Here is a 26,640-nt window from a genome sequence, read left to right as displayed (position 1 = left end):
GCCTGCCGCTGCTACGGTCTACCGCCGCTGCGGCTCGCTGCCGCTACGGGCCCGACGCCGCTGCCGGGCTCGCCGTCGCTGCGGCCCGCCGCCCCCACGTCTGCCGCCCCTAGGGGCCGACGCCGCTGCGGGCTCGCCGTCGCTGCGGCCCGCCGCCCCCACGGTCTGCCGCCGCTGCCGATACGGTCTGCCGCCGCTATGGGCCCGCCGCCCCTACGGTCTGCCGCCCCCACGGACCCGACCCCCCTACGGGGCGCGTGAGCCCCGTGTTGAGTCGGGGGCGCGCTCGGTGGCCTCAGGGCGGGGTTCGGCCCCGCTGCACTGTGGCGCCGGGCCCCGTGGAGTCGGCAGTGCGCACAGCGGCCGTACCCGGCCCCGGCCCAGCGCCCGGTCCACCGCCGTCGCGCGGTCCAGTCGGGCCCCTTCCGCTACGCAGTCCTCGTAGCGTGCGTCCCCCAGCGACTGCCGCGCGATCGCCTCGCACTGCTCGTGCGGCGCGTTGTAGTACGCCGAGCCGAACAGCGGCAGCCCCACGGACGGCCACATCCGGCCGGCCGCCCCCTGGAGCAGCGCCGCCTCGGCCGGTTCGCCCTGGGCCGCCGTCACCAGTGCCAGCAGCTCCAGCGACAGCACCGAACCGAGCAGGTCGTGGAAGGCGTGCGCATTGACCAGGCAGTCCGTGAGCAGTTCACGTGCCCTGTCCGGCGCGCCCTCCAGCCAGGCCGCGTACGCCAGCACGTACAGCGCGTAAGAGCGGGTCCAGCGCTCCCCGTGGTCCTCGCACACCCGGCGCACGTCCTCGCACAGCCGTACCGCGTCCGGCAGATCCCCCTGGAAGGCCCGCGTCATCGCCAGCTCCACCTGGCCCATCAGCACGTTGCTGTTGAGTTCGCCGATCTCCTGATAGCGGTCCAGCGCCGACCGCAGCAGCGTTTCTGCACGGGCCATGTCATCGGTGACCAGGGCCAGACAGCCGGTGCGGTGCTCGGCGTACGCCACCGCCGTCGGATCCGCGACCCGCTCGGCCTGCTCCCGGCACTCCCGCAGCGCCGCAAGCGCTGGCACGGTGTCGCCCTGGAGGATCGCCACATAGCCGAGCACCCACAGTGCCTTCAGCCGCGACCGCTCGTACTCCGACTCCAGCTCCACACTGCGCGCCAGCCAGCGGCGGCCCTCCGCGAGCCGCCCGCAGCCGACCCAGCAGAACCACAGCGACCCCGCGAGGTACTGGCCGAGATGGGCCTCCTCCGGTTCGGTCAGACAGAAGTCCAGCGCCGCCCGCAGATTGGGCAGCTCCGCCTCCACCCGCGCGGCGACCTCGCCCTGCCGGGGCGAGAACCAGTCCAGCTCGCACCAGGTCGCCAGGCCCAGATACCAGTCCCGGTGCCGTCTGCGCAGCCGGCCCGCGTCCCCGATCCCCTCCAGCCACTGGGCGCCGTAGGCCCGGACCGTGTCCAGCATCAGGTAGCGGGGGCCGGCCGGGGTCTCCTCGCGGGTCACGACCGACTGGGCCACCAGCTCCGACAGCACGTCCAGGACGTCCTCGGCGGGCAGCCCGTCCCCGCTGCACAAGTACTCCGCCGCCTCCAGGTCGAAGGTCTGCGCGAACACCGACAGCCGCGCCCACAACAGCCGCTCGGCGGGCGTGCACAGCTCATGGCTCCAGCCGATCGCCGTGCGCAGCGTCTGATGACGGGACGGAGGACCGCCGGGGACCGGACGCGGGGCGCCCTCCCAGCCGCTCGCGGTCAGCAGCCGGAACCGGTCGTCCAGCCGCTGCAGCAGCTGCGCCGGGGACAGTGCCCGCAGCCGCCCGGCCGCCAGCTCCAGCGCCAGCGGGATCCCCTCCAGCCGCCGGCACAGCTCGCGCACCTCGGGGCCGTCGGACACCTCCAGGCCCTGCTCCCGGGCCCGGTCGGTGAACAGCACCACCGCCTCGTCCTCGGCGAGCGGCGACAGCGGGAACAGCCGCTCGCCCGCCAGCCCCAGCGGACGCCGGCCCACGGCCAGCACCCGCAGCCGAGGCAGCTTCCGCAGCAGCTCCGCCGTCAACTCGGCGCAGGCGTCCAGCAGATGCTCGAACCCGTCCAGCACCAGCAGCGCCGGACGGCCGACGAGATGCTCCAGCAGCGTCTCCCGGGGCGGCCGGGCGGTGTGGTCGGTCAGCCCCAGCGCCTCCGCCACCGCGTACTCCACGAACTGCGCATCGCGCACCGGCGCCAGCTCCACCCGCCCGGACCCGTCGGCCCATCCGGCGGCGAGACGCGCGGCCAGCCGCGACTTGCCGACACCGCCCACCCCGGTCACGGTCACCAGCCGCGCCCCGCCGAGCAGCTCCGTCAACTCGGCGAGTTCGGCCCGGCGGCCGACGAAGGTGGTCAGTTCCAGGGGCGGATCACCGGCGGAGAACGGATCTGGGCGCTGAGGACCTCGCATGGGACACGGAGCGTACTGAAGCGTGTTCAATGCGTACAGTCGCTTCCCGCAAACTCCGTCCCCGACGCCCGGTAATCCGGTACGGAGCCCAGGCCATGGCGCGATAGGCTCGGACACGACTTTTTCGATGGTGAGGCACGTTTCAGGGAGCGGGTGCGCACAGTGTCCGGTGGAGAGGTGGCCGGGATTCTGGTGGCCGTCTTCTGGGCGATCCTGGTCTCCTTCCTCGCGGTGGCTCTCGCGAGGCTGGCCCAGACGCTCAAGGCGACCACCAAGCTGGTGGCGGACGTGACCGACCAGGCCGTCCCGCTGCTCGCCGACGCCTCCCAGGCGGTGCGCTCCGCGCAGACCCAGATCGACCGCGTCGACGCGATCGCCTCCGACGTCCAGGAGGTCACGTCGAACGCCTCCGCGCTGTCGACCACGGTCGCCTCCACCTTCGGCGGCCCGCTGGTCAAGGTCGCGGCCTTCGGCTACGGCGTCCGCCGCGCACTCGGCGGCCGCAAGGAGGACGTGCCCGCGAAGGCGCCCCGGCGTACCGTGATCGTGGGCCGCACGGTCCCTGCCGCACGACGCAAGCGGAAGTAAGGACTGAGACCGAGCGATGTTCCGCCGTACGTTCTGGTTCACCACCGGTGTCGCCGCCGGTGTCTGGGCGACCACCAAGGTCAACCGCAAGCTCAAGCAGCTGACCCCGGAAAGCCTTGCCGCGACCGCGGCGAACAAGGCCCTGGAGACCGGTCAGCGCCTGAAGGACCGCGCGGTGGGCTTCGCGCTCGACGTCCGCGACAACATGGCCCAGCGGGAGGCCGAGCTGGAGGAGGCGCTGGGGATCCACGAGAACCCCGAACTCCCCGCCCCCCGGCGCCACACCGCCATCGAGAACGACCACAGCAACAACCGCAGCACACCGAAGTACATCGAAGCCCCGATGTACTCGTACAACCGGAATGAGGACCACTGATGGAGTCGGCCGAGATTCGCCGCCGCTGGCTGAGCTTCTTCGAGGAGCGCGGGCACACCGTCGTCCCTTCGGCGTCGCTCATCGCGGACGACCCGACTCTGCTCCTCGTCCCCGCCGGCATGGTGCCCTTCAAGCCCTACTTCCTGGGTGAGGTCAAGCCGCCGTTCCCGCGCGCCACCAGCGTGCAGAAGTGCGTGCGCACGCCCGACATCGAAGAGGTCGGCAAGACCACCCGCCACGGCACGTTCTTCCAGATGTGCGGCAACTTCTCCTTCGGCGACTACTTCAAGGAAGGCGCCATCAAGTACGCCTGGGAGCTGCTCACCACGCCCCAGGACAAGGGTGGTTACGGCCTCGATCCCGAGCGCCTGTGGATCACCGTCTACCTGGACGACGACGAGGCCGAGCGCATCTGGCACGAGGTCGTCGGCGTGCCCAAGGAGCGCATCCAGCGCCTGGGCATGAAGGAGAACTACTGGTCCATGGGCGTGCCCGGCCCGTGCGGCCCCTGCTCCGAGATCAACTACGACCGCGGCCCCGAGTTCGGCGTCGAGGGCGGCCCCGCCGTCAACGACGAGCGGTACGTGGAGATCTGGAACCTCGTCTTCATGCAGTACGAGCGCGGCGAGGGCACCGGCAAGGACAACTTCGAGATCCTCGGCGAGCTGCCGAGCAAGAACATCGACACGGGCCTCGGCCTGGAGCGCCTCGCCATGATTCTGCAGGGCGTGCAGAACATGTACGAGATCGACACCTCCATGGCCGTGATCGACAAGGCCACCGAGCTGACCGGCGTCCGCTACGGCGACGCCCACCACTCGGACGTCTCCCTGCGCGTGGTCACCGACCACATGCGTACGGCCACGATGCTCATCGGCGACGGCGTCACCCCCGGCAACGAGGGCCGCGGCTACGTCCTGCGCCGCATCATGCGCCGCGCCATCCGCAACATGCGCCTGCTGGGCGCCACCGGTCCGGTCGTCAAGGACCTCCTGGACACCGTGATCCAGATGATGGGCCAGCAGTACCCCGAGCTGGTCACCGACCGCGAGCGCATCGAGAAGGTCGCCGTCGCCGAGGAGAACGCCTTCCTCAAGACGCTGAAGGCCGGCACCAACATCCTCGACACCGCCGTCACCGAGACCAAGCAGGCCGGTGGCAAGGTCCTCTCCGGCGACAAGGCCTTCCTGCTCCACGACACCTGGGGCTTCCCGATCGACCTCACCCTGGAGATGGCCGCCGAGCAGGGCCTCACCGTGGACGAGGAGGGCTTCCGCCGCCTGATGAAGGAGCAGCGGGAGCGCGCCAAGGCCGACGCCCAGGCCAAGAAGACCGGCCACGCCGACATGGGTGCCTACCGCGAGATCGCCGACTCCGCCGGTGCCACCGACTTCATCGGCTACACCGACACCGAGGGCGAGACCACGATCGTCGGCATCCTCGTCGACGGCGTCTCCTCCCCGGCCGCCACCGAGGGCGACGAGGTCGAGATCGTCCTCGACCGCACCCCGTTCTACGCCGAGGGCGGTGGCCAGATCGGCGACACCGGCCGCATCAAGGTCGACTCCGGTGCCGTCATCGAGGTTCGCGACTGCCAGAAGCCGGTCCCGGGCGTCTACGTCCACAAGGGTGTCGTGCAGGTCGGCGAGGTGACCGTCGGCGCCAAGGCCCACGCCTCCATCGACAACCGCCGCCGCAAGGCCATCGCCCGCGCCCACTCGGCCACCCACCTGACCCACCAGGCCCTGCGCGACGCCCTCGGCCCCACGGCCGCCCAGGCCGGTTCCGAGAACCAGCCCGGCCGCTTCCGCTTCGACTTCGGCTCCCCGTCCGCGGTGCCGACGGCCGTGATGACCGACGTCGAGCAGAAGATCAACGAGGTGCTCGCCCGCGACCTCGACGTGCACGCCGAGATCATGGGCATCGACGAGGCCAAGAAGCAGGGTGCCATCGCCGAGTTCGGTGAGAAGTACGGCGATCGGGTCCGCGTGGTGACCATCGGCGACTTCTCCAAGGAGCTGTGCGGCGGCACGCATGTGCACAACACCGCCCAGCTGGGCCTGGTGAAGCTGCTCGGCGAGTCGTCCATCGGCTCGGGTGTCCGTCGTATCGAGGCTCTGGTCGGCGTGGACGCCTACACCTTCCTCGCCCGTGAGCACACGGTCGTCAACCAGCTGACCGAGCTGCTCAAGGGCCGCCCGGAGGAGCTGCCCGAGAAGGTCTCCTCGATGCTCGGCAAGCTGAAGGACGCCGAGAAGGAGATCGAGAAGTTCCGCGCCGAGAAGGTGCTGCAGGCCGCCGCCGGTCTCGCCGAGTCCGCCAAGGACGTGCGCGGCGTGGCCGTCGTCACCGGTCAGGTCCCGGACGGCACCACGCCGGACGACCTGCGCAAGCTGGTCCTCGACGTGCGTGGCCGCATCCAGGGCGGACGTGCCGCCGTGGTCGCCCTGTTCACGGTCAACAACGGCAAGCCGCTCACGGTCATCGCCACCAACGAGGCCGCCCGCGAGCGTGGCCTCAAGGCCGGTGACCTGGTCCGCACCGCCGCCAAGACCCTCGGCGGCGGCGGTGGCGGCAAGCCGGACGTGGCCCAGGGCGGCGGCCAGAACCCGGCCGCTGTCGGTGAGGCCGTCGACGCCGTCGAGCGGCTCGTCGCCGACACCGCCAAGTGACGGCGAAGTAAGGAAACGGTCGGAAATGCGCAGAGGACGTCGACTCTCGATCGACGTCGGGGACGCCCGGATCGGGGTCGCCTCGTGCGACCCCGATGGGATCCTCGCCACACCGGTGGAGACCGTCCCCGGCCGGGACATCCCCGCCGCCCACCGCCGGTTGCGTCAACTGGTGGAGGAGTACGAGCCGATCGAGGTCGTCGTCGGACTCCCTCGCTCCCTCAAGGGGGGCGAGGGTCCGGCCGCCGTCAAGGTCCGCGCCTTCGCCCAGGAGCTGGCCAAGGGCATCAAGCCGGTGCCGGTCCGGCTGGTGGACGAGCGGATGACGACCGTGACGGCCAGTCAGGGGCTGCGCGCCTCGGGCGTGAAATCCAAGAAGGGCCGCGCGGTCATCGACCAGGCGGCCGCCGTCATCATCCTCCAGCAGGCCCTCGAATCCGAACGCGTGTCAGGCAAAGCACCCGGCGAGGGCGTCGAAGTGGTCATCTGATCGCGATACGGTAACGTTCCGCGCGATGTGCCGGTGTTCGAACAGCCGGGACACAGCAAGAGGCGGAACGGAAGCGGGCCCACCGGCCGCGTGACCGGTCGGCCTCGCGGCTCTAGGGGATCGATGACTGAGTATGGCCGGGGCCCAGGCCCCGAACCGTGGCATCCGCAGGACCCGTTGTACGGGGACGGCGGATGGGAAGGGCAGCAGGCCCACAGCGGCCAGCAGCCTGCCTACGGCGGCCAGCCGCAGCAGTACTACCCGCAGCAGCCGCAGTACGGCGACTGGAGCCAGCAGCCCCAGCACGGGTACGGCCACGAGCAGTACCCGTACTACGACGAACAGGGCCACCAGCAGTACGTCGGCCACCCTCCGCAGCAGTACCAGCACCAGGGCGGTTGGGACGCGGCCGGCGGCCATGGCCAGGTGCCGTACCCCACCGACCCCGGCGACCCCTACGGCCAGCAGCCCCATGCCTACGGCGGGCAGCAGCCCGACTTCTACGGCACCGAGGACGCGTACCCGCCACCGCAGCCCCCGGGCCGCAGGCGCCCCGAGCCGGAACCCGAGCCCGAGGACACCCCCGACGAGGAGGAGCACCCCTTCTTCACGGGCGGCGACGATGACGACGACGAGGAGCACGAGCTCCAGAGCCGCAGCGACCGGCGCGGCAAGGGGAAGAAACCCGGCAAGAAGGGTCAGAAGCGACGCAACGGCTGTGCCTGCATGGTCGTCGTCCTGGTCTTCGGTGGCGGCGTCGCCACGGCGGGTTACTACGGCTACCAGTTCTACCAAAATCGTTTCGCCCCGGCGCCCGACTACACGGGCGACGGCACCGGCCAGACCGTGGTGGTCGAGATTCCCAAGGGGGCAGGCGGCTGGGACATCGGCAACCGCCTGAAGCAGGCCGGGGTCGTCAAGAGCGCCGAGGCGTTCGTGCACGCGCAGAGCAGCGTCCCGGGCGGTGGCACCATCCAGGCCGGCGCGTATCTCCTGAAGAAGGAGATGTCCGCCGCCAGCGCCGTGAAAATGATGCTGGACCCGAAGAGCCAGAACAATGTCATCGTGACCCCGGGCGAGCGCAACGCGCGCGTCTACGCCATGATCGACAAGAAACTCCAACTCGCCGACGGAACCACCCAGAGTGTCGCCCAGAAGGAATACAAGAGCTTCGGCCTGCCGAGCTGGGCACAGAACACGCAGTACGCCGGCGAGATCAAGGACCCGCTGGAGGGCTTCCTCTTCCCGGGGACCTATCCGGCCGCCAAGGGCATGAAGCCGGACAGCATCCTCAAGGAGATGGTCGCGCAGGCCAAGTCCAAGTACGACGCCCACGGTCTCACCGCGAAGGCCCGGGCACTGGGCCTGAACAACGCGTTCGAGCTGGTCACGGTCGCGAGCCTGGTGCAGGCCGAGGGCAAGACACAGGACGACTTCCGCAAGATGGCGGAGGTGGTCTACAACCGCCTCAAGCCCACCAACACCGAGACGAACCAGTACCTGCAGTTCGACTCGACCTACAACTACATCAGGGGAACCAGCAACATCCACATCTCTCTCAAAGAGATCAACGGCAACCACAGCCCGTACAACACCTACACCCACAAGGGACTCCCGCCCGGCCCGATCGGCAACCCCGGCGAGGACGCGCTGAACGCGGCACTGGATCCGACTCACGACGGCTGGATCTATTTCGTGGCGACCGACGGAGTGAACAACACCGAATTCGCCAAGACCCTCGCCGAATTCCAGCGCCTCAAGGACAAGTTCAATGCCAACTCGGGCAACTGACGCCCGCCGCGCCGCCGTGCTCGGTAAGCCCATCGCCCACTCGCTCTCCCCGGTGCTGCACCGGGCCGCGTACGACGAACTCGGTCTCACCGACTGGTCGTACGACCGCTTCGAGGTGGACGAGGCCGGTCTGCCCGGCTTCTTCGAGAAGCTCGGGCCCGAGTGGGCAGGGCTGTCGCTGACCATGCCGCTGAAGCGGGCGGTCATCCCGCTGCTGGACGAGATCAGCGAGACGGCCGCCTCCGTGGACGCGGTCAACACGGTCGTCCTCACCGAGGACGGTCGCCGCCTCGGCGACAACACGGACATCCCGGGCATGGTGGCCGCGCTGCGCGAGCACGGCATCGAGCAGGTCGACTCCGCCGCGATCCTCGGCGCCGGCGCCACCGCTTCCTCCGCCCTCGCCGCCCTGGCCCGGATCTGCACCGGCGAGGTCGTCGCCTACGTCCGCAGCGAGGCCCGCGCCGCCGAGATGCGTCAGTGGGGCGAACGGCTCGACGTGGAGGTGCGTACGGCGGACTGGGCGGACGCCGAGCAGGCGCTGCGCGCCCCGCTGGTGATCGCCACCACGCCCGCCGGTACCACCGACGCCCTCGCCGCCGCCGTACCCGAGCGCCCGGCCACCCTCTTCGACGTGCTCTACGACCCCTGGCCCACCGAGCTGGCGGCCCGCTGGTCCATGTTCGGAGGCGCCGTGGTCAGCGGCCTCGACCTGCTGGTCCACCAGGCCGTCCTCCAGGTCGAGCAGATGACCGGCCGCTCCCCGGCGCCCCTGGAGGCCATGCGCCGCGCCGGTGAGAAGGCGCTCGCCGCCCGCTGATCGATTCGATCACGTCCGCCTTATGGACCGGCGGCCGGATTCCGGCCCCGGGCGTGGGAGGATCGGAGGTGGCGGGCCGGGGTCGCGCACCCGGTCGCGCCGTCGCCGTACGCGAGGACGCGTGTACGCCGGGCAGTACCGGGCGCGAACACTGAGGAGCACCGTTGAGCAGGCTGCGTTGGCTGACCGCGGGGGAGTCCCACGGTCCCGCACTTGTCGCGACGCTGGAGGGGCTTCCCGCCGGCGTGCCGATCACCACGGACATGGTGGCGGATCACCTGGCGCGGCGGCGGCTCGGCTATGGCCGCGGTGCGCGGATGAAGTTCGAGCGTGACGAGGTCACCTTCCTGGGCGGCGTCCGGCACGGTCTCACCCTCGGCTCCCCGGTCGCGATCATGGTGGGCAACACCGAGTGGCCGAAGTGGGAGCAGGTCATGGCGGCCGACCCGGTCGACCCGGAGATCCTTGCCGGTCTGGCCCGCAATGCGCCGCTGACCCGGCCGCGGCCCGGCCATGCCGACCTCGCCGGGATGCAGAAGTACGGCTTCGACGAGGCCCGCCCGATCCTGGAGCGCGCCTCCGCCCGCGAGACCGCCGCCCGGGTGGCGCTGGGCGCGGTGGCCCGGTCGTACCTGAAGGAGACCGCGGGCATCGAGATCGTCTCGCACGTCGTCGAACTGTGCTCCGTGAAGGCTCCGCAGGGTGTGTACCCCACGCCGGCCGACGTCGAGAAGCTGGACGCCGACCCCCTGCGCTGCCTGGACGCGGACGCCTCGAAGGCGATGGTCGCGGAGGTCGACCAGGCGCACAAGGACGGCGACACGCTCGGCGGTGTGGTCGAGGTGCTGGCGTACGGCGTGCCCGTCGGCCTGGGCTCGCACGTGCACTGGGACCGCAAGCTGGACGCCCGTCTCGCCGGTGCCCTGATGGGCATCCAGGCGATCAAGGGCGTCGAGATCGGTGACGGCTTCGAGCTGGCCCGGGTGCCCGGCTCCAAGGCGCACGACGAGATCGTGAGCACGCCCGAGGGCATCAAGCGCGTCTCCGGCCACGCCGGCGGCACCGAGGGCGGCCTGAGCACCGGCGAGCTGCTGCGGGTGCGGGCCGCGATGAAGCCGATCGCGACCGTGCCGCGCGCCCTGAAGACGGTGGACGTCACCACCGGCGAGGAGGCCCAGGCCCACCACCAGCGCTCCGACGTCTCGGCCGTGCCCGCCGCGGGCATCGTCGCCGAGGCCATGGTCGCGCTCGTCCTGGCGGACGCGGTCGCCGAGAAGTTCGGCGGCGACTCCGTGGCCGAGACCCGGCGCAACGTGCGGTCGTACCTCGACAACCTCCACATCCGGTGAGCGCCGTGCCCGCCGTCGTACTGGTCGGCCCGATGGGCGTCGGCAAGTCCACCGTCGGCCGGCTGCTCGCCGAGCGCCTCGGCCTCGGCTACCGGGACACCGACGAGGACATCGTCGCCGCCGAGGGCCGCACCATCGCCGAGATCTTCGTCGACGAGGGCGAGCCCGCCTTCCGCGCCATCGAGAAGCGGGCCGTGCACACCGCGCTCGCCGAGCACGAGGGCGTCCTCGCGCTCGGCGGCGGCGCCATCCTGGACGCCGACACACGCGCGCTGCTCGCCGGGCACCGGGTGGTGTACCTCGCCATGGACGTGGAGGAGGCCGTCAAGCGCACCGGCCTGAACGTGGCCCGTCCGTTGCTCGCGGTCAACCCGCGCAAGCAGTGGCGCGAGCTGATGGAGGCCCGGCGGCACCTGTACGAGGAGGTCGCCACCGCCGTCGTGGCGACGGACGGCCGTACCCCCGAAGAGGTCACCCAAGCAGCGCTGGACGCACTGGAGTTGAAGGAAGCATGAGCGAGGCAGTCACCCGGATCCAGGTCGCCGGCACCGCGGGCACCGACCCCTACGAGGTGCTGGTCGGGCGCCAACTGCTCGGCGAGCTGGCCGGGCTGATCGGTCCCAGGGCCAAGCGGGTCGCGGTGATCCACCCCGAGGCGCTGGCCGAGACCGGTGACGCGCTCCGCGCCGACCTGGCCGAGCAGGGCTACGAGGCGGTCGCCATCCAGGTGCCGAACGCCGAGGAGGCCAAGACCGCCGAGGTCGCCGCCTACTGCTGGAAGGCGCTCGGCCAGTCGGGCTTCACCCGCTCCGACGTCGTCGTCGGTGTGGGCGGCGGCGCGACCACGGACCTCGCCGGCTTCGTCGCCGCGACCTGGCTGCGCGGGGTGCGCTGGATCGCCGTCCCGACCACCGTGCTCGCCATGGTGGACGCGGCGGTCGGCGGCAAGACCGGCATCAACACCGCCGAGGGCAAGAACCTCGTCGGCGCCTTCCACCCGCCGGCCGGCGTCCTGTGCGACCTGGCCGCGCTGGACTCGCTCCCGGTCAACGACTACGTCTCCGGGCTCGCCGAGGTCATCAAGGCCGGTTTCATCGCCGACCCGGTGATCCTGGACCTGATCGAGTCCGACCCCGTGGCCGCCCGGACCCCGCAGGGTGCGCACACGGCCGAGCTGATCGAGCGCTCGATCCGGGTGAAGGCGGAGGTCGTCTCGTCGGACCTGAAGGAGTCGGGCCTGCGCGAGATCCTCAACTACGGCCACACGCTCGGCCACGCCATCGAGAAGAACGAGCGCTACAAGTGGCGGCACGGCGCGGCGGTCGCGGTCGGCATGCACTTCGCCGCCGAACTCGGCCGTCTGGCGGGCCGGTTGGACGACGCGACGGCGGACCGTCACCGCGCGGTCCTGGAAGCGGTCGGCCTCCCGCTGCACTACCGCTACGACCAGTGGCCCAAGCTGCTGGAGACGATGAAGATCGACAAGAAGTCCCGCGGCGACCTGCTGCGCTTCATCGTCCTCGACGGCCTGGCCAAGCCCACCGTCCTGGAGGGACCGGACCCGGCGGTCCTCCTCGCCGCGTACGGAGAGGTCGGTCAGTAAGTCCCTAGATGCTCCGTCCGTCCGGTTCCCACCTCGACTTCCTTTGCGGAACGGGCACTTCGCGCCGCCCTCGGCCGTTTCACCCATGGACGGCGGGGGACGGTACCGTTCGGTAGGCAGCGGGTTCACCCCCGCTGCCAGCACGAACTGCCTGTACGAGACGGAGTGGCAACGGATGCAGCACGCAGTGGGGTCTCCGCTGCCGCCGCCCCACCAGCCGGGGCAGGTGCCGCACGCCGGCTGGGCGTCGGCCGCACACCAACCGGGCCCGCACCCGGGAGCCTCCCAGAGGCCCGCCCCCGTGCCCCCGCCGCCGGGCTTCCCGGCCCCGACCGGCGCCGTCCCGCCGACGCCCCCGCAACCCCCAGCGCCCCCGCACCCGCAACCCGCCGTGTCTCAGTCCCCGGCCGCACAGCCCGCTGCCCCGCCGGCCCCCGACAGCACCGGCCACGTCCCGCTGCCGCCCGGCGGACCCGTCGGCGTGCCCACGGCGCCCCCGGCTCCCGCAGCGGCCCCCGACCCGGCGACGACCACGCTGGCCGTGCTGCTGATCGGCCCGGCCGGCGCGGGCAAGACCAGCGTCGCCAAGTACTGGGCGGACCATCGCCGCGTGCCCACCGCGCACATCAGCCTGGACGACGTCCGCGAATGGGTTCGCTCCGGCTTCGCCGACCCCCAGTCCGGCTGGAACGACAACTCCGAGGCCCAGTACCGCCTGGCCCGCCGCACCTGCGGCTTCGCCGCCCGCAACTTCCTCGCCAACGGCATCTCCTGCATCCTGGATGATGCGGTCTTCCCGGACCGCCCGGTCGTGGGTCTCGGCGGCTGGAAGCGCCACGTCGGTCCCGGCCTGCTGCCCGTCGTCCTCCTGCCCGGCCTGGACATCGTCCTGGAGCGCAACGCCGAACGCACCGGCAACCGCCGCCTCACCGACGAGGAGGTGGCCCGCATCCACGGCCGCATGGCCGGCTGGTACGGCTCGGGGCTGCCGATCATCGACAACTCTCAGCTGGACATCCCGGGGACGGCCCAGGTTCTGGACGAGGTGCTGGCGAGGGCGATAGCAAGCCCACCGAGCTGGTGAACAAGGGGCAAGTGGTCCACCCCCACCTGCTCCGCACCCCACTCGGCCCCCGCAAATCGGCACAACCGCCATAAAACTCCTACGCTCGTCTCATGTCAGAGGTGTACGCGACCCGCCGATCCCGGCTGAGAGACCACTTCACCGCGGCCGGCACCGCGGCAGCGCTCGTCACCCGTCCAGCCAACGTGCGCTACCTCGCCGCCGCAGCCCCGCAGGGCTCCGCGCTGCTGCTCGGCAAACGCGAGGACCTCCTCGTATGCATCGGCCAGCCCGACGACCGCCCCTCCGAGGGCCGCCCGGACGAGAACCTGCGCCTGCACGTCATCCCGCCGAACGGCGTCGGCGGCGACGCCGCGGTCGTGGCGGCGGACCTGGCCGTGGCGCAGGACGCCGACTCCCTGGCCGTGGAGGAACACCACCTCACGGTCACCCGGCACAGAGCGATCGCCTCGGTCGCCCCCACGCTGCGCCTCGGCGATCTCGGCGGAGCCGTCGAGCAGCTCAGGGTGGTCAAGGACGAGGAGGAGATCTCCTGCCTCCGCATCGGCGCCGAGATCGCCGACCAGGCCCTCGGCGAGCTGCTGGAGTCCATCCTGGTCGGCCGCACCGAACGGCACCTCGCGCTGGAGCTGGAGCGCCGTCTGGTCGACCACGGCGCCGACGGCCCCGCCTTCCCCACCTCGGTCGCCACCGGACCGAACTCCGGCCGCCGCGGGCACCGCCCCACCGACCGGCGGGTGGAGGAGGGCGACTTCCTCACCGTGTGCCTGGGCGCGACCTACCGCGGCTACCGCTGCGAGATCGGCCGTACCTTCGTGATCGGCACCTCGCCCGCCGAGTGGCAGGTTGAGCTGTACGACCTCGTCTTCGCCGCCCAGCGCGCCGGACGCGAGTCCCTGGCACCCGGCGCCGCCTACGGCGATGTGGACCGGGCGGCCCGCCAGGTTCTGGACTCCGCCGGCTATGCGGAGGCACTGCCACCGCTGACCGGACACGGCGTCGGACTCGAAATCGACGAGGACCCGCAGTTGGCCCCCGCCGCCATGGGTAAACTGGACGCTTGCGTGCCGGTCACCGTCGAACCTGGGGTCCACCTCCCGGGCCGGGGCGGTGTCCGGATCGATGACACGCTCGTCGTACGCCCCGAGGCGGACGGCGGACCCGAGCTACTCACCATCACGACCAAGGAGCTGCTCGCGCTGTAGCGCGTGACCCGGGGTCGTACGTCAGTCCAGGAGATTCCGCAACCGTGGCTTCCACGAACGACCTCAAGAACGGCATGGTGCTCAAGCTCGAAGGCGGCCAGCTCTGGTCCGTCGTCGAGTTCCAGCACGTCAAGCCCGGCAAGGGCCCGGCCTTCGTGCGCACCAAGCTGAAGAACGTGCTGTCCGGCAAGGTGGTCGACAAGACCTTCAACGCCGGCGTCAAGGTCGAGACCGCCACTGTCGACAAGCGCGACATGCAGTTCTCGTACATGGACGGCGAGTACTTCGTCTTCATGGACATGGAGACCTACGACCAGCTGCACATCGACCGGAAGGCCGTCGGCGACGCCGCGAACTTCCTGGTCGAGGGCTTCACCGCCACCGTCGCGCAGCACGAGGGCGAGGTTCTCTTCGTCGAGCTGCCCGCGGCGGTCGAGCTGACCATCGCCGAGACCGAGCCGGGCGTCCAGGGCGACCGCTCCACCGGTGGCACCAAGCCCGCCACCCTGGAGACCGGCCACCAGATCCAGGTCCCGCTCTTCATCACCACCGGTGAGAAGATCAAGGTCGACACCCGTACGAGCGACTACCTCGGCCGGGTGAACAGCTAACCGTGGCTGCCCGCAACACGGCCCGCAAGCGCGCCTTCCAGATCCTCTTCGAGGGCGACCAGCGCGGCGCCGACGTCCTGACAGTCCTGGCGGACTGGATCCGGCTGTCCCGGTCCGACACCCGGCAGCCGCCGGTCAGCGAGTACACGATGCAGCTGGTCGAGGGCTACGCCGAGCACGTGAAGCGGATCGACGAGCTGATCGCCCAGTACGCGGTCGGCTGGACGCTCGACCGGATGCCGGTCGTGGACCGCAACATCCTGCGGCTGGGCGCGTACGAGCTGATCTGGGTCGACGAGACCCCGGACGCCGTCGTCCTGGACGAGATGGTGCAGCTGGCGAAGGAGTTCTCCACCGACGAGTCGCCGGCGTTCGTGAACGGCCTGCTCGGTCGGCTGAAGGAGCTCAAGCCGTCCCTGCGCCGGGACAAGGCGTAAAGCCGCCCGGTACGACAATCGCCGGAGGGCCCGCAGCATGCCTGTGCTGCGGGCCCTCCGGCGTCTCTTCAGGGCGGAAAAGGCCGCCGGGGTGGCCAGAACCGCAAAGTTCCGGCCACCCCGGCGGCACGTTTCTGCTCAGGTGTCGAGCGGCTCAGCTCTCCTCGTGGGCGGCCACCGCGCGGCGGGCGTCCGCGTCCAGGACACCCCAGCTGATCAGCTGCTCGGTGAGGACCGAGGGGGACTGGTCGTAGATGACGGCGAGTGTGCGCAGGTCGTCCTGGCGGATGGAGAGCACCTTGCCGTTGTAGTCACCGCGCTGGGACTGGATGGTGGCCGCGTAGCGCTGCAGGGGGCCTGCCTTCTCGGCCGGCACGGTGGCCAGCCGCTCCAGGTCCAGGACCAGCTTCGGCGGCGGCTCGGCGGCGCCGCCCGGCGTGGTGCCCGGCAGCAGCTCCTGCACCGGAACGCCATAGAAATCGGCCAGCTCGGCGAGCCGCTGTACGGTCACCGCACGGTCGCCACGCTCGTACGACCCCACCACCACGGCCTTCCAGCGACCCTGGGACTTCTCCTCGACACCGTGGAGGGAAAGGCCCTGCTGGGTGCGGATGGCCCGGAGCTTGGCCCCGAGCTGTTTGGCGTATTCGCTGGACATATAGCTCCCCGGACACTGTGTCGACGCGGCCGGACTGGGTTCCCGCCGCGCGGCTGGTAACTCACTGTGAGGTTACGCAGCGTGACTCTGCTGCGTCAAGCCGAATGGTCCACACCGACTCTTCCGTGATAGCGGTGGCCGATTACGCCAGGGGGGTGATCGGGGTCCGCTCCATGACCTGCTAGGGTTGTTTGCGCAAATCAGACGTCCTTTAAGGTCCGTCCCGTGAGGCGGAGAAGGAGGTCCTTTCCGTATGGACACGCAGGACTCGCACGCCACTCCGCACACGTCCGATGCGCGGCCCGTTCTCGAGGGTCCCGACATCGCGCGGGTGCTGACCCGTATCGCCCACGAGATCGTCGAGCGCGCCAAGGGCGCCGACGACGTGGTGCTGCTCGGCATTCCGACCCGGGGCGTCTTCCTCGCCCAGCGGCTCGCCGTCAAGCTGGAGCAGATCACCGACCGCAAGATCCCGGTCGGCTCGCTCGACATCACCATGTACCGCGACGACCTGCGCATGCACCCGCCGCGTGCGCTGGCCCGCACCGAGATCCCCGGTGACGGCATCGACGGCAAGCTGGTCGTCCTCGTCGACGACGTGCTCTTCTCCGGCCGCACCATCCGCGCCGCCCTCGACGCCCTGAACGACATCGGGCGCCCCCGCGCGGTCCAGCTCGCGGTCCTGGTCGACCGCGGCCATCGCGAACTGCCCATCCGCGCCGACTATGTCGGCAAGAACCTCCCCACGTCGCTGCGGGAGACGGTCAAGGTCCAGCTCGCCGAGGAGGACGGTCGCGACACCGTGCTGCTCGGTGTGAAGCAGACCGGCCACTAGCAGATCCGGCGTACGGCCGCTTCGGCGTGCCCACATACGCAGCGGATTGCCTGAATTCTCCCGATTGAACTGCCTTACGGAGCCTGACAGATGCAGCGTCATCTCATCTCGGCCGCCGACCTCACCCGCGACGACGCCGTCCTGATCCTCGACACCGCCGAGGAGATGGCCCGGGTCGCCGACCGGCCGATCAAGAAGCTGCCGACCCTGCGCGGCCGCACGATCGTCAACCTCTTCTTCGAGGACTCCACGCGCACGCGGATCTCCTTCGAGGCCGCCGAGAAGCGGCTGTCCGCGGACGTCATCAACTTCTCCGCCAAGGGGTCGAGCGTCTCCAAGGGCGAGTCCCTGAAGGACACCGCCCAGACCCTGGAGGCCATGGGCGTCGACGCCGTCGTCATCCGGCACGGCGCCTCCGGAGCCCCGTACCGGCTGGCGAACTCCGGCTGGATCGACGCCGCGGTCATCAACGCCGGCGACGGCACCCACCAGCACCCCACCCAGGCCCTCCTGGACGCCTTCACCATGCGCCGCCGGCTGATCGGCCGGGACGCGGGGCTTGGCCAGGACCTGGCCGGCAAGCGGATCACCATCGTCGGCGACGTCCTGCACAGCCGGGTCGCCCGCTCCAACGTGGACCTGCTGCACACCCTCGGCGCCGAGGTCACCCTGGTCGCCCCGCCCACCCTGGTGCCGGTCGGGGTCGAGACGTGGCCGTGCGAGGTGTCGTACGACCTCGACAGCACGCTGCCCAAGTGCGACGCCGTGATGATGCTCCGCGTCCAGCGCGAGCGGATGAACGCCGCCTTCTTCCCGACCGAGCGCGAGTACTCCCGCCGCTACGGCCTCGACGCCGACCGCATGGACAGGCTGCCTGAGCACGCCATAGTGATGCACCCCGGCCCGATGGTGCGCGGCATGGAGATCACCGCCGAGGTCGCCGACTCCGACCGCTGCACCGCCGTCGAGCAGGTCGCCAACGGCGTCTCCATCCGGATGGCCGTGCTGTACCTGCTGCTGGGCGGAAACGAGCCTGCCCTCACCCACGCCCGCACCAACGAGGAGAAGTAAGACCCATGAGCAAGATCCTGATCCGTGGTGCGAAGGTGCTCGGCGGCGAGCCGCAGGACGTGCTGATCGACGGCGAGACCATCGCCGAGGTGGGCACCGGACTGTCCGCCGAGGGCGCCGAGGTCGTGGAGGCCGCCGGCAAGGTGCTGCTGCAGGGCCTGGTCGATCTGCACACCCATCTGCGCGAGCCGGGCCGCGAGGACTCCGAGACGGTCCTCACCGGCACCCGCGCGGCCGCGTCCGGCGGCTACACGGCCGTCTTCGCCATGGCCAACACCTTCCCGGTCGCCGACACGGCCGGTGTCGTCGAGCAGGTCTGGCGGCTCGGCAAGGAGCACGGCTACTGCGACGTGCAGCCCATCGGCGCCGTCACCGTCGGCCTGGAGGGCAAGAAGCTCGCCGAACTGGGCGCCATGCACGAGTCGGCCGCCGGGGTCACCGTCTTCTCCGACGACGGCAAGTGCGTGGACGACGCGGTGATCATGCGCCGCGCGCTGGAGTACGTGAAGGCCTTCGGCGGCGTCGTCGCCCAGCACGCGCAGGAGCCGCGGCTGACCGAGGGCGCCCAGATGAACGAGGGCGTCGTCTCCGCCGAGCTGGGCCTGGGCGGCTGGCCGGCCGTCGCCGAGGAGTCGGTCATCGCACGGGACGTGCTGCTCGCCGAGCACGTCGGCTCCCGCGTCCACATCTGCCACCTGTCGACCGCCGGGTCCGTCGAGATCGTCCGCTGGGCCAAGTCCCGCGGCATCCAGGTCACCGCCGAGGTCACCCCGCACCACCTGCTCCTCACCGACGAGCTGGTGCGGACGTACAACCCCGTCTACAAGGTCAACCCGCCGCTGCGCACCGAGCGCGATGTGCACGCCCTGCGCGAGGCCCTGGCGGACGGCACGATCGACATCGTCGCCACCGACCACGCCCCGCACCCGCACGAGGACAAGGACTGCGAGTGGGCCGCGGCCGCCATGGGGATGGTGGGCCTGGAGACCGCGTTGTCAGTGGTCCAGGAGACCATGGTCGACACGGGCCTGCTGGACTGGGCCGGCGTCGCCGACCGGATGTCCGTCAGGCCCGCGCAGATCGGACAGGCCACCGGACACGGCCGTCCCGTCTCGGCTGGTGAGCCCGCCAACCTCACCCTCGTCGACACGGAATACCGTGGCCAGGTGGACCCCGCGGGCTTCGCCTCGCGCAGCCGCAACACCCCCTACGAGGGGCGTGAGCTGCCGGGCCGTGTGACGCACACGTGGCTGCGGGGCAAGGCCACGCTCGTCGACGGGAAGCTCACGTGACACCTGTAATCCTGCTGGCCGAGGCCAAGAGGTCGGCCGAGGTCACCGACTGGCCGGCCCGCATCGGCTGGCTCGTCGGACTCCTGCTCTTCATCGCGCTCGTCTACTGGCTGATGCGCGAGGGCTGGAAGTGGCGCGGCACCCTGCAGAGCGACCTGCCCGCGCCGCCCAGCGCGCCGGAGGAGACCGGCCCGGCGAAACTTGAGCTGAGCGGTCGCTACCACGGCTCCACCACCGCAGGACAGTGGCTGGACCGGATCGTGGCCCACGGCCTGGGCACCCGCAGCCGGGCCGAGCTCACCCTGACCGACCAAGGGCTTGAGGTCGAGCGTCCCGGAGCGAGCGACTTCTTCATCCCCACCGCCGCGCTGCGCGGGGCCCGGCTGGACAAGGGCATCGCGGGCAAGGTCCTCACGGAGGGCGGGCTGCTGGTGGTGACCTGGGAGCTCGGCGACAAGCTGATCGACTCCGGCTTCCGCTCGGACCACGCGGCCGAGCACACGGAGTGGGTCGACACCCTGAACCACATGATCAACGACACGGAAGGCGCACGATGACGACCTCCACAAGGGGAGCCGCCAGGGTTCCCGCCGTACTCGTCCTGGAGGACGGCCGCATCTTCCGCGGCCGTGCCTACGGGGCCGTGGGGGAGACCTTCGGCGAGGCCGTGTTCTCCACCGGTATGACCGGCTATCAGGAGACCCTGACCGACCCGTCGTACGACCGGCAGATCGTCGTCGCGACCGCCCCGCAGATCGGCAACACCGGCTGGAACGACGAGGACGACGAGTCCAGCCGCATCTGGGTCTCCGGCTACGTCGTGCGCGACCCCGCGCGCGTGCCGTCCAACTGGCGCGCCAAGCGCTCCCTGGACGACGAGCTGGAGCGGCAGGGCGTGGTCGGCATCTCCGGCATCGACACCCGCGCCCTCACCCGCCATCTGCGCGAGCGCGGCTCGATGCGCGCCGGCATCTTCTCCGGCACTGTGCTCGACAGCGGCTCCGCCGCGGGGACCGCCGCCGAGTCGGAGCTCCTCGCGCGCGTGCTGGCCCAGCCGCACATGAAGGGCGCGAGCCTCTACGAGGAGGTCGCGACCAAGGAGGCGTACGTCGTCCCGGCGATCGGCGAGAAGCGCTTCACCGTCGCCGCCATCGACCTCGGCATCAAGGGCATGACCCCGCACCGGATGGCCGAGCGCGGCATCGAGGTGCACGTCCTGCCCGCGACCGCCACGGCCGACGAGGTCTACGCCGTCAACCCGGACGGTGTGTTCTTCTCCAACGGCCCCGGCGACCCGGCGACCGCCGACGGCCCGGTCGCGCTGATGAGCGCCGTCCTGGAGCGGAAGACGCCCCTGTTCGGCATCTGCTTCGGCAACCAGATCCTCGGCCGCGCCCTCGGCTTCGGCACCTACAAGCTGAAGTACGGCCACCGGGGCATCAACCAGCCGGTCCAGGACCGTACGACCGGCAAGGTCGAGGTCACCGCGCACAACCACGGCTTCGCCGTGGACGCGCCGCTCGACAAGGTCAGCGAGACCAGGTTCGGCCGCGCCGAGGTCTCGCACGTCTGCCTGAACGACGACGTCGTGGAGGGGCTGCAGCTGCTCGACCAGCCGGCCTTCTCCGTCCAGTACCACCCCGAAGCGGCAGCGGGTCCGCACGACGCCGCCTACCTGTTCGACCGCTTCGTCTCCCTGATGGAGGGCCAGCGTGCCTAAGCGCACCGATATCCAGTCCGTCCTGGTCATCGGCTCCGGCCCGATCGTCATCGGCCAGGCCGCCGAGTTCGACTACTCCGGCACCCAGGCGTGCCGCGTGCTCAAGGCCGAGGGCCTGCGCGTCGTCCTCGTCAACTCCAACCCGGCGACGATCATGACCGACCCGGAGATCGCCGACGCCACCTACGTCGAGCCGATCACCCCGGAGTTCGTCGAGAAGATCATCGCCAAGGAGCGTCCCGACGCCCTGCTGCCCACCCTGGGCGGCCAGACGGCCCTGAACACCGCCATCTCGCTGCACGAGAACGGTGTCCTGGCCAAGTACGGCGTGGAGCTGATCGGCGCCAAGCCCGAGGCGATCCACAAGGGCGAGGACCGCGACCAGTTCAAGGCCGTCGTGGACGCCGTCAAGGCCAAGATCGGGCACGGCGAGTCCGCCCGCTCGGTCATCTGCCACTCCATGGACGACGTCCTCAAGGGCGTCGAGCAGCTCGGCGGCTACCCGGTCGTCGTCCGCCCGTCCTTCACCATGGGCGGCGCGGGCTCCGGCTTCGCGCACGACGAGGAGGAGCTGCGCCGCATCGCAGGCCAGGGCCTCACGCTCTCCCCGACCACCGAGGTGCTCCTGGAGGAGTCCATCCTCGGCTGGAAGGAGTACGAGCTGGAGCTGATGCGCGACAAGCACGACAACGTCGTGGTCGTCTGCTCCATCGAGAACTTCGACCCCATGGGCGTGCACACCGGTGACTCGATCACCGTCGCCCCGGCGATGACGCTGACCGACCGCGAGTACCAGATCCTGCGCGACATCGGCATCGCCGTCATCCGCGAGGTCGGCGTCGACACCGGCGGCTGCAACATCCAGTTCGCGGTGAACCCCGAGGACGGTCGCGTGATCGTCATCGAGATGAACCCGCGCGTGTCGCGTTCCTCGGCGCTCGCCTCCAAGGCGACCGGCTTCCCGATCGCCAAGATCGCCGCCAAGCTGGCCGTCGGCTACACCCTGGACGAGATCCCGAACGACATCACCCAGGAGACCCCGGCCTCCTTCGAGCCCACGCTCGACTACGTGGTCGTCAAGGCCCCGCGATTCGCCTTCGAGAAGTTCCCGCAGGCCGACTCCACGCTGACCACCACCATGAAGTCGGTCGGCGAGGCCATGGCCATCGGCCGCAACTTCCCCGAGGCCTTCCAGAAGGCGCTGCGCTCGCTGGAGAAGAAGGGCAGCCAGTTCGCCTTCACCGGTGTCCCCGGGGACAAGTCGCTGCTCCTGGAGGAGTCCCGGCGTCCCACCGACGGCCGGATCAACACGGTCATGCAGGCCATCCGCGCGGGCGCCACGCCCGAGGAGATCTTCGAGTACACGAAGATCGACCCGTGGTTCGTCGACCAGCTCTTCCTGATCAAGGAGATCGCGGACGAGCTGGCCGAGGCCCCCGAGCTGACCCGCGAGCTGCTCGCCGAGGCCAAGCGGCACGGCTTCTCCGACCAGCAGATCGGCGAGATCCGCGGCCTGCGCGAGGACGTCGTCCGCGAGGTCCGGCACGCGCTCGGCATCCGCCCGGTCTACAAGACGGTCGACACCTGCGCCGCCGAGTTCGCCGCGAAGACGCCGTACTTCTACTCCTCCTACGACGAGGAGACCGAGGTCGCGGCCCGCGAGAAGCCGGCCGTCATCATCCTCGGCTCCGGCCCCAACCGCATCGGCCAGGGCATCGAGTTCGACTACTCCTGTGTCCACGCCTCCTTCGCGCTGAGCGACGCGGGCTACGAGACCGTGATGGTCAACTGCAACCCGGAGACCGTCTCCACCGACTACGACACCTCCGACCGGCTGTACTTCGAGCCGCTGACGCTGGAGGACGTGCTGGAGATCGTCCACGCCGAGCAGCAGGCCGGGCCGGTCGCGGGCGTGATCGTGCAGCTCGGCGGCCAGACCCCGCTCGGCCTGTCGCAGGCCCTGAAGGACAACGGCGTGCCGGTCGTCGGCACGTCCCCCGAGGCCATCCACGCGGCCGAGGACCGCGGCGCCTTCGGGCGCGTCCTCGCCGAGGCGGGCCTGCCGGCCCCGAAGCACGGCACGGCCACCACCTTCGACGAGGCCAAGGCCATCGCCGACGAGATCGGCTACCCGGTCCTGGTCCGGCCGTCGTACGTCCTGGGCGGGCGCGGCATGGAGATCGTCTACGACGAGACCCGCCTCGCCGCCTACATCGCCGAGTCGACCGAGATCAGCCCCTCGCGGCCGGTGCTCGTCGACCGGTTCCTGGACGACGCGATCGAGATCGACGTCGACGCCCTCTACGACGGCGAGGAGCTGTACCTCGGCGGCGTGATGGAGCACATCGAGGAGGCCGGCATCCACTCCGGCGACTCGGCGTGCGCGCTGCCCCCGATCACCCTCGGCGGCTTCGACATCAAGCGGCTGCGCGCCTCCACCGAGGCCATCGCCAAGGGCGTCGGCGTACGCGGCCTGATCAACATCCAGTTCGCCATGGCCGGGGACATCCTCTACGTCCTGGAGGCCAACCCGCGCGCCTCCCGCACGGTCCCCTTCACCTCCAAGGCGACCGCGGTGCCGCTCGCGAAGGCCGCCGCCCGGATCTCGCTGGGCGCGACCATCGCCGAGCTGCGCGCCGAGGGCCTGCTGCCGAAGACGGGCGACGGCGGCGAGCTGCCGCTGGACGCGCCGATCTCGGTCAAGGAGGCCGTCATGCCGTGGTCGCGCTTCCGCGACATCCACGGCCGCGGCGTCGACACCGTCCTCGGCCCGGAGATGCGCTCCACCGGCGAGGTCATGGGCATCGACTCCGTCTTCGGCACGGCGTACGCCAAGTCGCAGGCCGGTGCCTACGGGCCGCTGCCCACCAAGGGCCGTGCGTTCATCTCGGTCGCCAACCGCGACAAGCGGTCGATGATCTTCCCGGCGCGTGAGCTGGTCGCCCACGGCTTCGAGCTGCTCGCCACCTCCGGCACCGCCGAGGTCCTCAAGCGCAACGGCATCAACGCCACAGTCGTGCGCAAGCAGTCCGAGGGCACCGGTCCGAACGGCGAGAGGACGATCGTCCAGCTGATCCACGACGGCGAGGTCGACCTCATCGTCAACACCCCGTACGGCACCGGCGGCCGCCTCGACGGCTACGACATCCGTACGGCGGCGGTGGCCCGCTCCGTGCCGTGCCTGACCACGGTCCAGGCGCTCGCCGCGGCGGTCCAGGGCATCGACGCCCTCAACCACGGTGACGTGGGCGTCCGCTCGCTCCAGGAACACGCGGAACACCTGACCGCGGCCCGCGACTAGCAGCCCTGAGGGGGACACCGGAAACGGTGTCCCCCTCTGTATGAGGACTCACCTGAGATGTACAAGCTTTTCTTCCGCCTGGTTTTCCAACGGATGGACGCCGAGAAGGCCCACCACCTGGCCTTCCGCTGGATCCGCCTCGCCGTCCGTATCCCGGTGCTGCGCACCTTCGTCGCGGCCGCCCTCGCGCCCCGCTACAAGGAGCTGCGCACCGAGGCCTTCGGGTTGCGCATGCACGGCCCCTTCGGGCTCGCCGCCGGCTTCGACAAGAACGCCGTCGCGATCGACGGCATGTCCATGCTGGGCTTCGACCACGTCGAGATCGGCACGGTCACCGGCGAGCCGCAGCCCGGCAACCCCAGGAAGCGGCTGTTCCGCCTCGTCGCGGACCGCGCGCTGATCAACCGCATGGGCTTCAACAACGACGGCTCGCTCGCCGTCGCCGCCCGCCTCGCCACCCGGGAGCCGGTCTTCAGGACGGTCGTCGGCGTCAACATCGGCAAGACCAAGGTCGTCCCGGAGGCGGAGGCCGTCGGCGACTATGTGAAGTCGGCCGAGCGGCTCGCGCCGTACGCGGACTACCTGGTCGTCAACGTCTCCTCGCCGAACACGCCCGGCCTGCGCAATCTGCAGGCCACCGAGGCGCTGCGCCCGCTGCTCACCGCCGTCCGCGAGGCCGCCGACCGCACGGTCGCGAACCGGCGTGTCCCGCTGCTGGTGAAGATCGCCCCGGACCTCGCCGACGAGGACATCGACGCCGTGGCCGACCTGGCCGTGGAGCTGGGCCTGGACGGCATCATCGCGACCAACACCACCATCGCGCGCGACGGACTCGGTCTGAGATCCGCGCCCTCCCTGGTGAAGGAGACCGGCGGCCTGTCCGGCGCCCCGCTCAAGGCGCGCTCCCTGGAGGTCCTGCGCCGGCTGTACGCGCGCGTGGGCGACCGGATCACCCTCGTGGGCGTGGGCGGCATCGAGACCGCCGAGGACGCCTGGCAGCGCATCCTGGCCGGCGCCACGCTGGTCCAGGGCTACAGCGCCTTCATCTACGAGGGCCCCTTCTGGTCCCGCGCGATCCACAAGGGCCTCGCCGCCCGCCTGCGCACCAGCCCGTACGCCAGCCTCGCCGACGCGGTCGGCGCCGACGTGAGGAAGCCCGCATGACCTCGTACGAGCCCTTCGGCGCCCGGCTGCGCCGCGCCATGGACGAGCGCGGCCCGCTGTGCGTCGGCATCGACCCGCACGCCTCCCTGCTCGCCGAGTGGGGCCTGAACGACGACGTGGCCGGTCTGGAGCGGTTCAGCCGCGCGGTCGTCGAGGCGGTGGCCGACCGGGTCGCCGTGATGAAGCCGCAGAGCGCCTTCTTCGAGCGCTTCGGCTCCCGTGGCGTCGCCGTCCTGGAGAAGGTCGTCCAGGAGGCCCGCGCGGCCGGCACCCTCGTCGTGATGGACGCCAAGCGCGGCGACATCGGCTCGACCATGGCCGGGTACGCCGAGGCCTACCTGCACAAGGACGCCCCGCTGTTCTCCGACGCCCTGACCGTCTCGCCCTACCTCGGCTACGGCTCGCTCAGCCCGGCCGTCGCGCTGGCCCGGGAGAGCGGCGCCGGCCTGTTCGTGCTGGCGCTGACCTCCAACCCGGAGGGTCCCGAGGTCCAGCACGCGGTCCGCGCCGACGGCCGCACGGTGGGTGCGACCGTGCTCGCCCACCTGGCCGCCGAGAACGCGGGGGAGGAGCCGCTGGGCTCCTTCGGTGCCGTCGTCGGCGCCACGGTCGGCGACCTGTCCTCGTACGACCTCGCCATCAACGGTCCGCTTCTCGCGCCCGGCGTCGGGGCTCAGGGCGCGACCGCGGCCGACCTTCCCACGGTGTTCGGGCAGGCGGTGCGCAACGTCGTGCCGAACGTCAGCCGGGGCGTGCTGCGGCACGGGCCCGACGTGGGGGCCCTGCGCGCGTCCGCGGAGCGCTTCGCGGAGGAGATCCGGGCCGCCGTCGCGGGTGGCTGAGCCCCCCGAGGGGTCTTCGTGGAGCGGCGGCGCGGCGACTTGAGTGTGAATACATCCTCAAATCGGGGGCATTATGTCTGAAATGTCCGACCTGGCGGAGGCTGACCAGGACTTTTCCGCTGTTCTCGCTGACTCTGGCGGCCTTGACCGCTAGTCTCCGAGCTGTGGGGACACCCCCACACCCATCAGGTAGTGGGGGAGAACGGGCGAAGCGTGTTGCTCGTGGCTCCCCAGGTGTGGGGCGACTAGGTTCCTCACCGGTCCGTATCCGACAGTTCGACATCCGAGGTGACGT

23 protein-coding genes are annotated in these 26,640 nt (G+C 70.8%); 21 read left to right on the top strand and 2 right to left on the bottom strand.

From position 1 onward, the window contains the following. Positions 1–246 precede the first annotated feature (246 nt). The gene (locus ACZ418_RS22965; protein ID WP_468365799.1) at positions 247–2,436 is read right to left on the bottom strand and encodes an ATP-binding protein; all 2,190 of its coding nucleotides are present in this window, start codon (positions 2,434–2,436) and stop codon (positions 247–249) included. Positions 2,437–2,589: 153 nt separating this feature from the next. On the opposite strand from ACZ418_RS22965, the gene ACZ418_RS22960 reads away from it, so the two are divergent. From ACZ418_RS22960 to nusB, 13 genes are all read left to right on the top strand, one after another. Further along, positions 2,590–3,024: a DUF948 domain-containing protein gene (locus ACZ418_RS22960; protein ID WP_209438828.1), complete on the top strand. Its 435-nt coding sequence runs from the start codon at positions 2,590–2,592 to the stop codon at positions 3,022–3,024. A gap of 16 nt (positions 3,025–3,040) precedes the next feature. After that, complete coding sequence (locus ACZ418_RS22955) at positions 3,041–3,400, top strand: hypothetical protein (protein WP_468365796.1); 360 nt, start codon at positions 3,041–3,043, stop codon at positions 3,398–3,400. After that, positions 3,400–6,072 carry an alanine--tRNA ligase gene (alaS, locus tag ACZ418_RS22950; protein ID WP_468365794.1) on the top strand — a complete coding sequence of 891 codons (2,673 nt, stop codon included), beginning with the start codon at positions 3,400–3,402 and terminating at the stop codon, positions 6,070–6,072. Before ACZ418_RS22955 ends, alaS begins: the two co-directional genes overlap by 1 nt. 25 nt (positions 6,073–6,097) lie before the next feature. Beyond that, positions 6,098–6,562, top strand: a complete 465-nt coding sequence (ruvX, locus tag ACZ418_RS22945; RefSeq protein WP_023552096.1) for a Holliday junction resolvase RuvX — start codon at positions 6,098–6,100, stop codon at positions 6,560–6,562. Between the two features lie 123 nt (positions 6,563–6,685). Beyond that, positions 6,686–8,353 carry an endolytic transglycosylase MltG gene (gene mltG, locus ACZ418_RS22940; protein WP_468365791.1) on the top strand — a complete coding sequence of 556 codons (1,668 nt, stop codon included), beginning with the start codon at positions 6,686–6,688 and terminating at the stop codon, positions 8,351–8,353. Further along, on the top strand, positions 8,334–9,173 hold the full coding sequence (locus ACZ418_RS22935) for a shikimate dehydrogenase (protein WP_468365788.1): 840 nt from the start codon (positions 8,334–8,336) through the stop codon (positions 9,171–9,173). Before mltG ends, ACZ418_RS22935 begins: the two co-directional genes overlap by 20 nt. 164 nt (positions 9,174–9,337) lie before the next feature. After that, a complete protein-coding gene (aroC, locus tag ACZ418_RS22930; RefSeq protein ID WP_468365785.1) occupies positions 9,338–10,522 on the top strand; it encodes a chorismate synthase in 1,185 nt (394 codons plus the stop codon). 32 nt (positions 10,523–10,554) lie between these two features. Next, the gene (locus tag ACZ418_RS22925; protein ID WP_468366541.1) at positions 10,555–11,037 is read left to right on the top strand and encodes a shikimate kinase; all 483 of its coding nucleotides are present in this window, start codon (positions 10,555–10,557) and stop codon (positions 11,035–11,037) included. Continuing rightward, complete coding sequence (aroB, locus tag ACZ418_RS22920) at positions 11,034–12,125, top strand: 3-dehydroquinate synthase (protein WP_468365782.1); 1,092 nt, start codon at positions 11,034–11,036, stop codon at positions 12,123–12,125. The genes ACZ418_RS22925 and aroB overlap by 4 nt, the downstream gene beginning before the upstream one ends. A gap of 175 nt (positions 12,126–12,300) precedes the next feature. Further along, positions 12,301–13,209 carry a Pro-rich N-terminal domain-containing protein gene (locus tag ACZ418_RS22915; protein WP_468365780.1) on the top strand — a complete coding sequence of 303 codons (909 nt, stop codon included), beginning with the start codon at positions 12,301–12,303 and terminating at the stop codon, positions 13,207–13,209. Between the two features lie 92 nt (positions 13,210–13,301). Beyond that, positions 13,302–14,414: an aminopeptidase P family protein gene (locus ACZ418_RS22910; RefSeq protein ID WP_468365778.1), complete on the top strand. Its 1,113-nt coding sequence runs from the start codon at positions 13,302–13,304 to the stop codon at positions 14,412–14,414. Between the two features lie 44 nt (positions 14,415–14,458). Then, a complete protein-coding gene (efp, locus tag ACZ418_RS22905) occupies positions 14,459–15,025 on the top strand; it encodes an elongation factor P (protein ID WP_014671526.1) in 567 nt (188 codons plus the stop codon). A 2-nt stretch (positions 15,026–15,027) separates the two neighbouring features. Continuing rightward, positions 15,028–15,462 (top strand): transcription antitermination factor NusB, encoded by a 435-nt coding sequence (nusB, locus tag ACZ418_RS22900; RefSeq protein ID WP_468365775.1) that lies wholly within the window; start codon positions 15,028–15,030, stop codon positions 15,460–15,462. A 154-nt stretch (positions 15,463–15,616) separates the two neighbouring features. On the opposite strand, the gene bldD is transcribed toward nusB, so the two are convergent. Further along, the gene (bldD, locus tag ACZ418_RS22895) at positions 15,617–16,120 is read right to left on the bottom strand and encodes a transcriptional regulator BldD (RefSeq protein WP_043498969.1); all 504 of its coding nucleotides are present in this window, start codon (positions 16,118–16,120) and stop codon (positions 15,617–15,619) included. A gap of 253 nt (positions 16,121–16,373) precedes the next feature. Between bldD and pyrR the strand changes: the two genes are divergently transcribed. The 8 genes from pyrR (at position 16,374) to pyrF (ending at position 26,345) form a co-directional block, all read left to right on the top strand. Further along, a complete protein-coding gene (pyrR, locus tag ACZ418_RS22890; protein ID WP_468365772.1) occupies positions 16,374–16,955 on the top strand; it encodes a bifunctional pyr operon transcriptional regulator/uracil phosphoribosyltransferase PyrR in 582 nt (193 codons plus the stop codon). 90 nt (positions 16,956–17,045) lie between these two features. After that, on the top strand, positions 17,046–18,026 hold the full coding sequence (locus ACZ418_RS22885; protein ID WP_468365769.1) for an aspartate carbamoyltransferase catalytic subunit: 981 nt from the start codon (positions 17,046–17,048) through the stop codon (positions 18,024–18,026). Positions 18,027–18,031: 5 nt separating this feature from the next. Further along, positions 18,032–19,318, top strand: coding sequence for a dihydroorotase (locus tag ACZ418_RS22880; RefSeq protein WP_468365766.1), 1,287 nt, complete (start codon positions 18,032–18,034; stop codon positions 19,316–19,318). Continuing rightward, positions 19,315–19,875 (top strand): PH-like domain-containing protein, encoded by a 561-nt coding sequence (locus ACZ418_RS22875; RefSeq protein ID WP_468365763.1) that lies wholly within the window; start codon positions 19,315–19,317, stop codon positions 19,873–19,875. The genes ACZ418_RS22880 and ACZ418_RS22875 overlap by 4 nt, the downstream gene beginning before the upstream one ends. Next, positions 19,872–21,038 (top strand): glutamine-hydrolyzing carbamoyl-phosphate synthase small subunit, encoded by a 1,167-nt coding sequence (carA, locus tag ACZ418_RS22870; RefSeq protein WP_468365760.1) that lies wholly within the window; start codon positions 19,872–19,874, stop codon positions 21,036–21,038. The genes ACZ418_RS22875 and carA overlap by 4 nt, the downstream gene beginning before the upstream one ends. Then, a complete protein-coding gene (gene carB, locus ACZ418_RS22865) occupies positions 21,031–24,339 on the top strand; it encodes a carbamoyl-phosphate synthase large subunit (RefSeq protein WP_468365757.1) in 3,309 nt (1,102 codons plus the stop codon). The genes carA and carB overlap by 8 nt, the downstream gene beginning before the upstream one ends. Before the next feature lie 57 nt (positions 24,340–24,396). Further along, positions 24,397–25,503: a quinone-dependent dihydroorotate dehydrogenase gene (locus ACZ418_RS22860; RefSeq protein ID WP_468365754.1), complete on the top strand. Its 1,107-nt coding sequence runs from the start codon at positions 24,397–24,399 to the stop codon at positions 25,501–25,503. Beyond that, entirely contained in the window at positions 25,500–26,345 is an 846-nt protein-coding gene (gene pyrF, locus ACZ418_RS22855) for an orotidine-5'-phosphate decarboxylase (RefSeq protein ID WP_468365751.1), read from the top strand. The genes ACZ418_RS22860 and pyrF overlap by 4 nt, the downstream gene beginning before the upstream one ends. The last annotated feature ends 295 nt before the right edge of the window (positions 26,346–26,640 follow it).

The organism is Streptomyces sp. NPDC030820 (assembly GCF_055572075.1).
Note: the sequence above shows the minus strand (reverse complement) of the source record. Positions and strands in the feature narration are given on the sequence as shown.

What these genes read in the sequence shown, in the direction of transcription:
- ACZ418_RS22880 (WP_468365766.1), top strand. Translation starts at nt 18,032, where the DNA reads ATGAGCAAGATCCTGATCCGTGGTGCGAAGGTGCTCGGCGGCGAGCCG.
- ACZ418_RS22860 (WP_468365754.1), top strand. Translation starts at nt 24,397, where the DNA reads ATGTACAAGCTTTTCTTCCGCCTGGTTTTCCAACGGATGGACGCCGAG.
- ACZ418_RS22910 (WP_468365778.1), top strand. Translation starts at nt 13,302, where the DNA reads ATGTCAGAGGTGTACGCGACCCGCCGATCCCGGCTGAGAGACCACTTC.
- ACZ418_RS22915 (WP_468365780.1), top strand. Translation starts at nt 12,301, where the DNA reads ATGCAGCACGCAGTGGGGTCTCCGCTGCCGCCGCCCCACCAGCCGGGG.
- ACZ418_RS22965 (WP_468365799.1), bottom strand. Translation starts at nt 2,436, where the DNA reads ATGCGAGGTCCTCAGCGCCCAGATCCGTTCTCCGCCGGTGATCCGCCC.
- carA (WP_468365760.1), top strand. Translation starts at nt 19,872, where the DNA reads ATGACGACCTCCACAAGGGGAGCCGCCAGGGTTCCCGCCGTACTCGTC.
- ACZ418_RS22935 (WP_468365788.1), top strand. Translation starts at nt 8,334, where the DNA reads ATGCCAACTCGGGCAACTGACGCCCGCCGCGCCGCCGTGCTCGGTAAG.
- ACZ418_RS22925 (WP_468366541.1), top strand. Translation starts at nt 10,555, where the DNA reads ATGGGCGTCGGCAAGTCCACCGTCGGCCGGCTGCTCGCCGAGCGCCTC.
- pyrR (WP_468365772.1), top strand. Translation starts at nt 16,374, where the DNA reads ATGGACACGCAGGACTCGCACGCCACTCCGCACACGTCCGATGCGCGG.
- pyrF (WP_468365751.1), top strand. Translation starts at nt 25,500, where the DNA reads ATGACCTCGTACGAGCCCTTCGGCGCCCGGCTGCGCCGCGCCATGGAC.
- ruvX (WP_023552096.1), top strand. Translation starts at nt 6,098, where the DNA reads ATGCGCAGAGGACGTCGACTCTCGATCGACGTCGGGGACGCCCGGATC.
- aroB (WP_468365782.1), top strand. Translation starts at nt 11,034, where the DNA reads ATGAGCGAGGCAGTCACCCGGATCCAGGTCGCCGGCACCGCGGGCACC.
- bldD (WP_043498969.1), bottom strand. Translation starts at nt 16,120, where the DNA reads ATGTCCAGCGAATACGCCAAACAGCTCGGGGCCAAGCTCCGGGCCATC.
- mltG (WP_468365791.1), top strand. Translation starts at nt 6,686, where the DNA reads ATGACTGAGTATGGCCGGGGCCCAGGCCCCGAACCGTGGCATCCGCAG.
- alaS (WP_468365794.1), top strand. Translation starts at nt 3,400, where the DNA reads ATGGAGTCGGCCGAGATTCGCCGCCGCTGGCTGAGCTTCTTCGAGGAG.
- ACZ418_RS22955 (WP_468365796.1), top strand. Translation starts at nt 3,041, where the DNA reads ATGTTCCGCCGTACGTTCTGGTTCACCACCGGTGTCGCCGCCGGTGTC.
- ACZ418_RS22885 (WP_468365769.1), top strand. Translation starts at nt 17,046, where the DNA reads ATGCAGCGTCATCTCATCTCGGCCGCCGACCTCACCCGCGACGACGCC.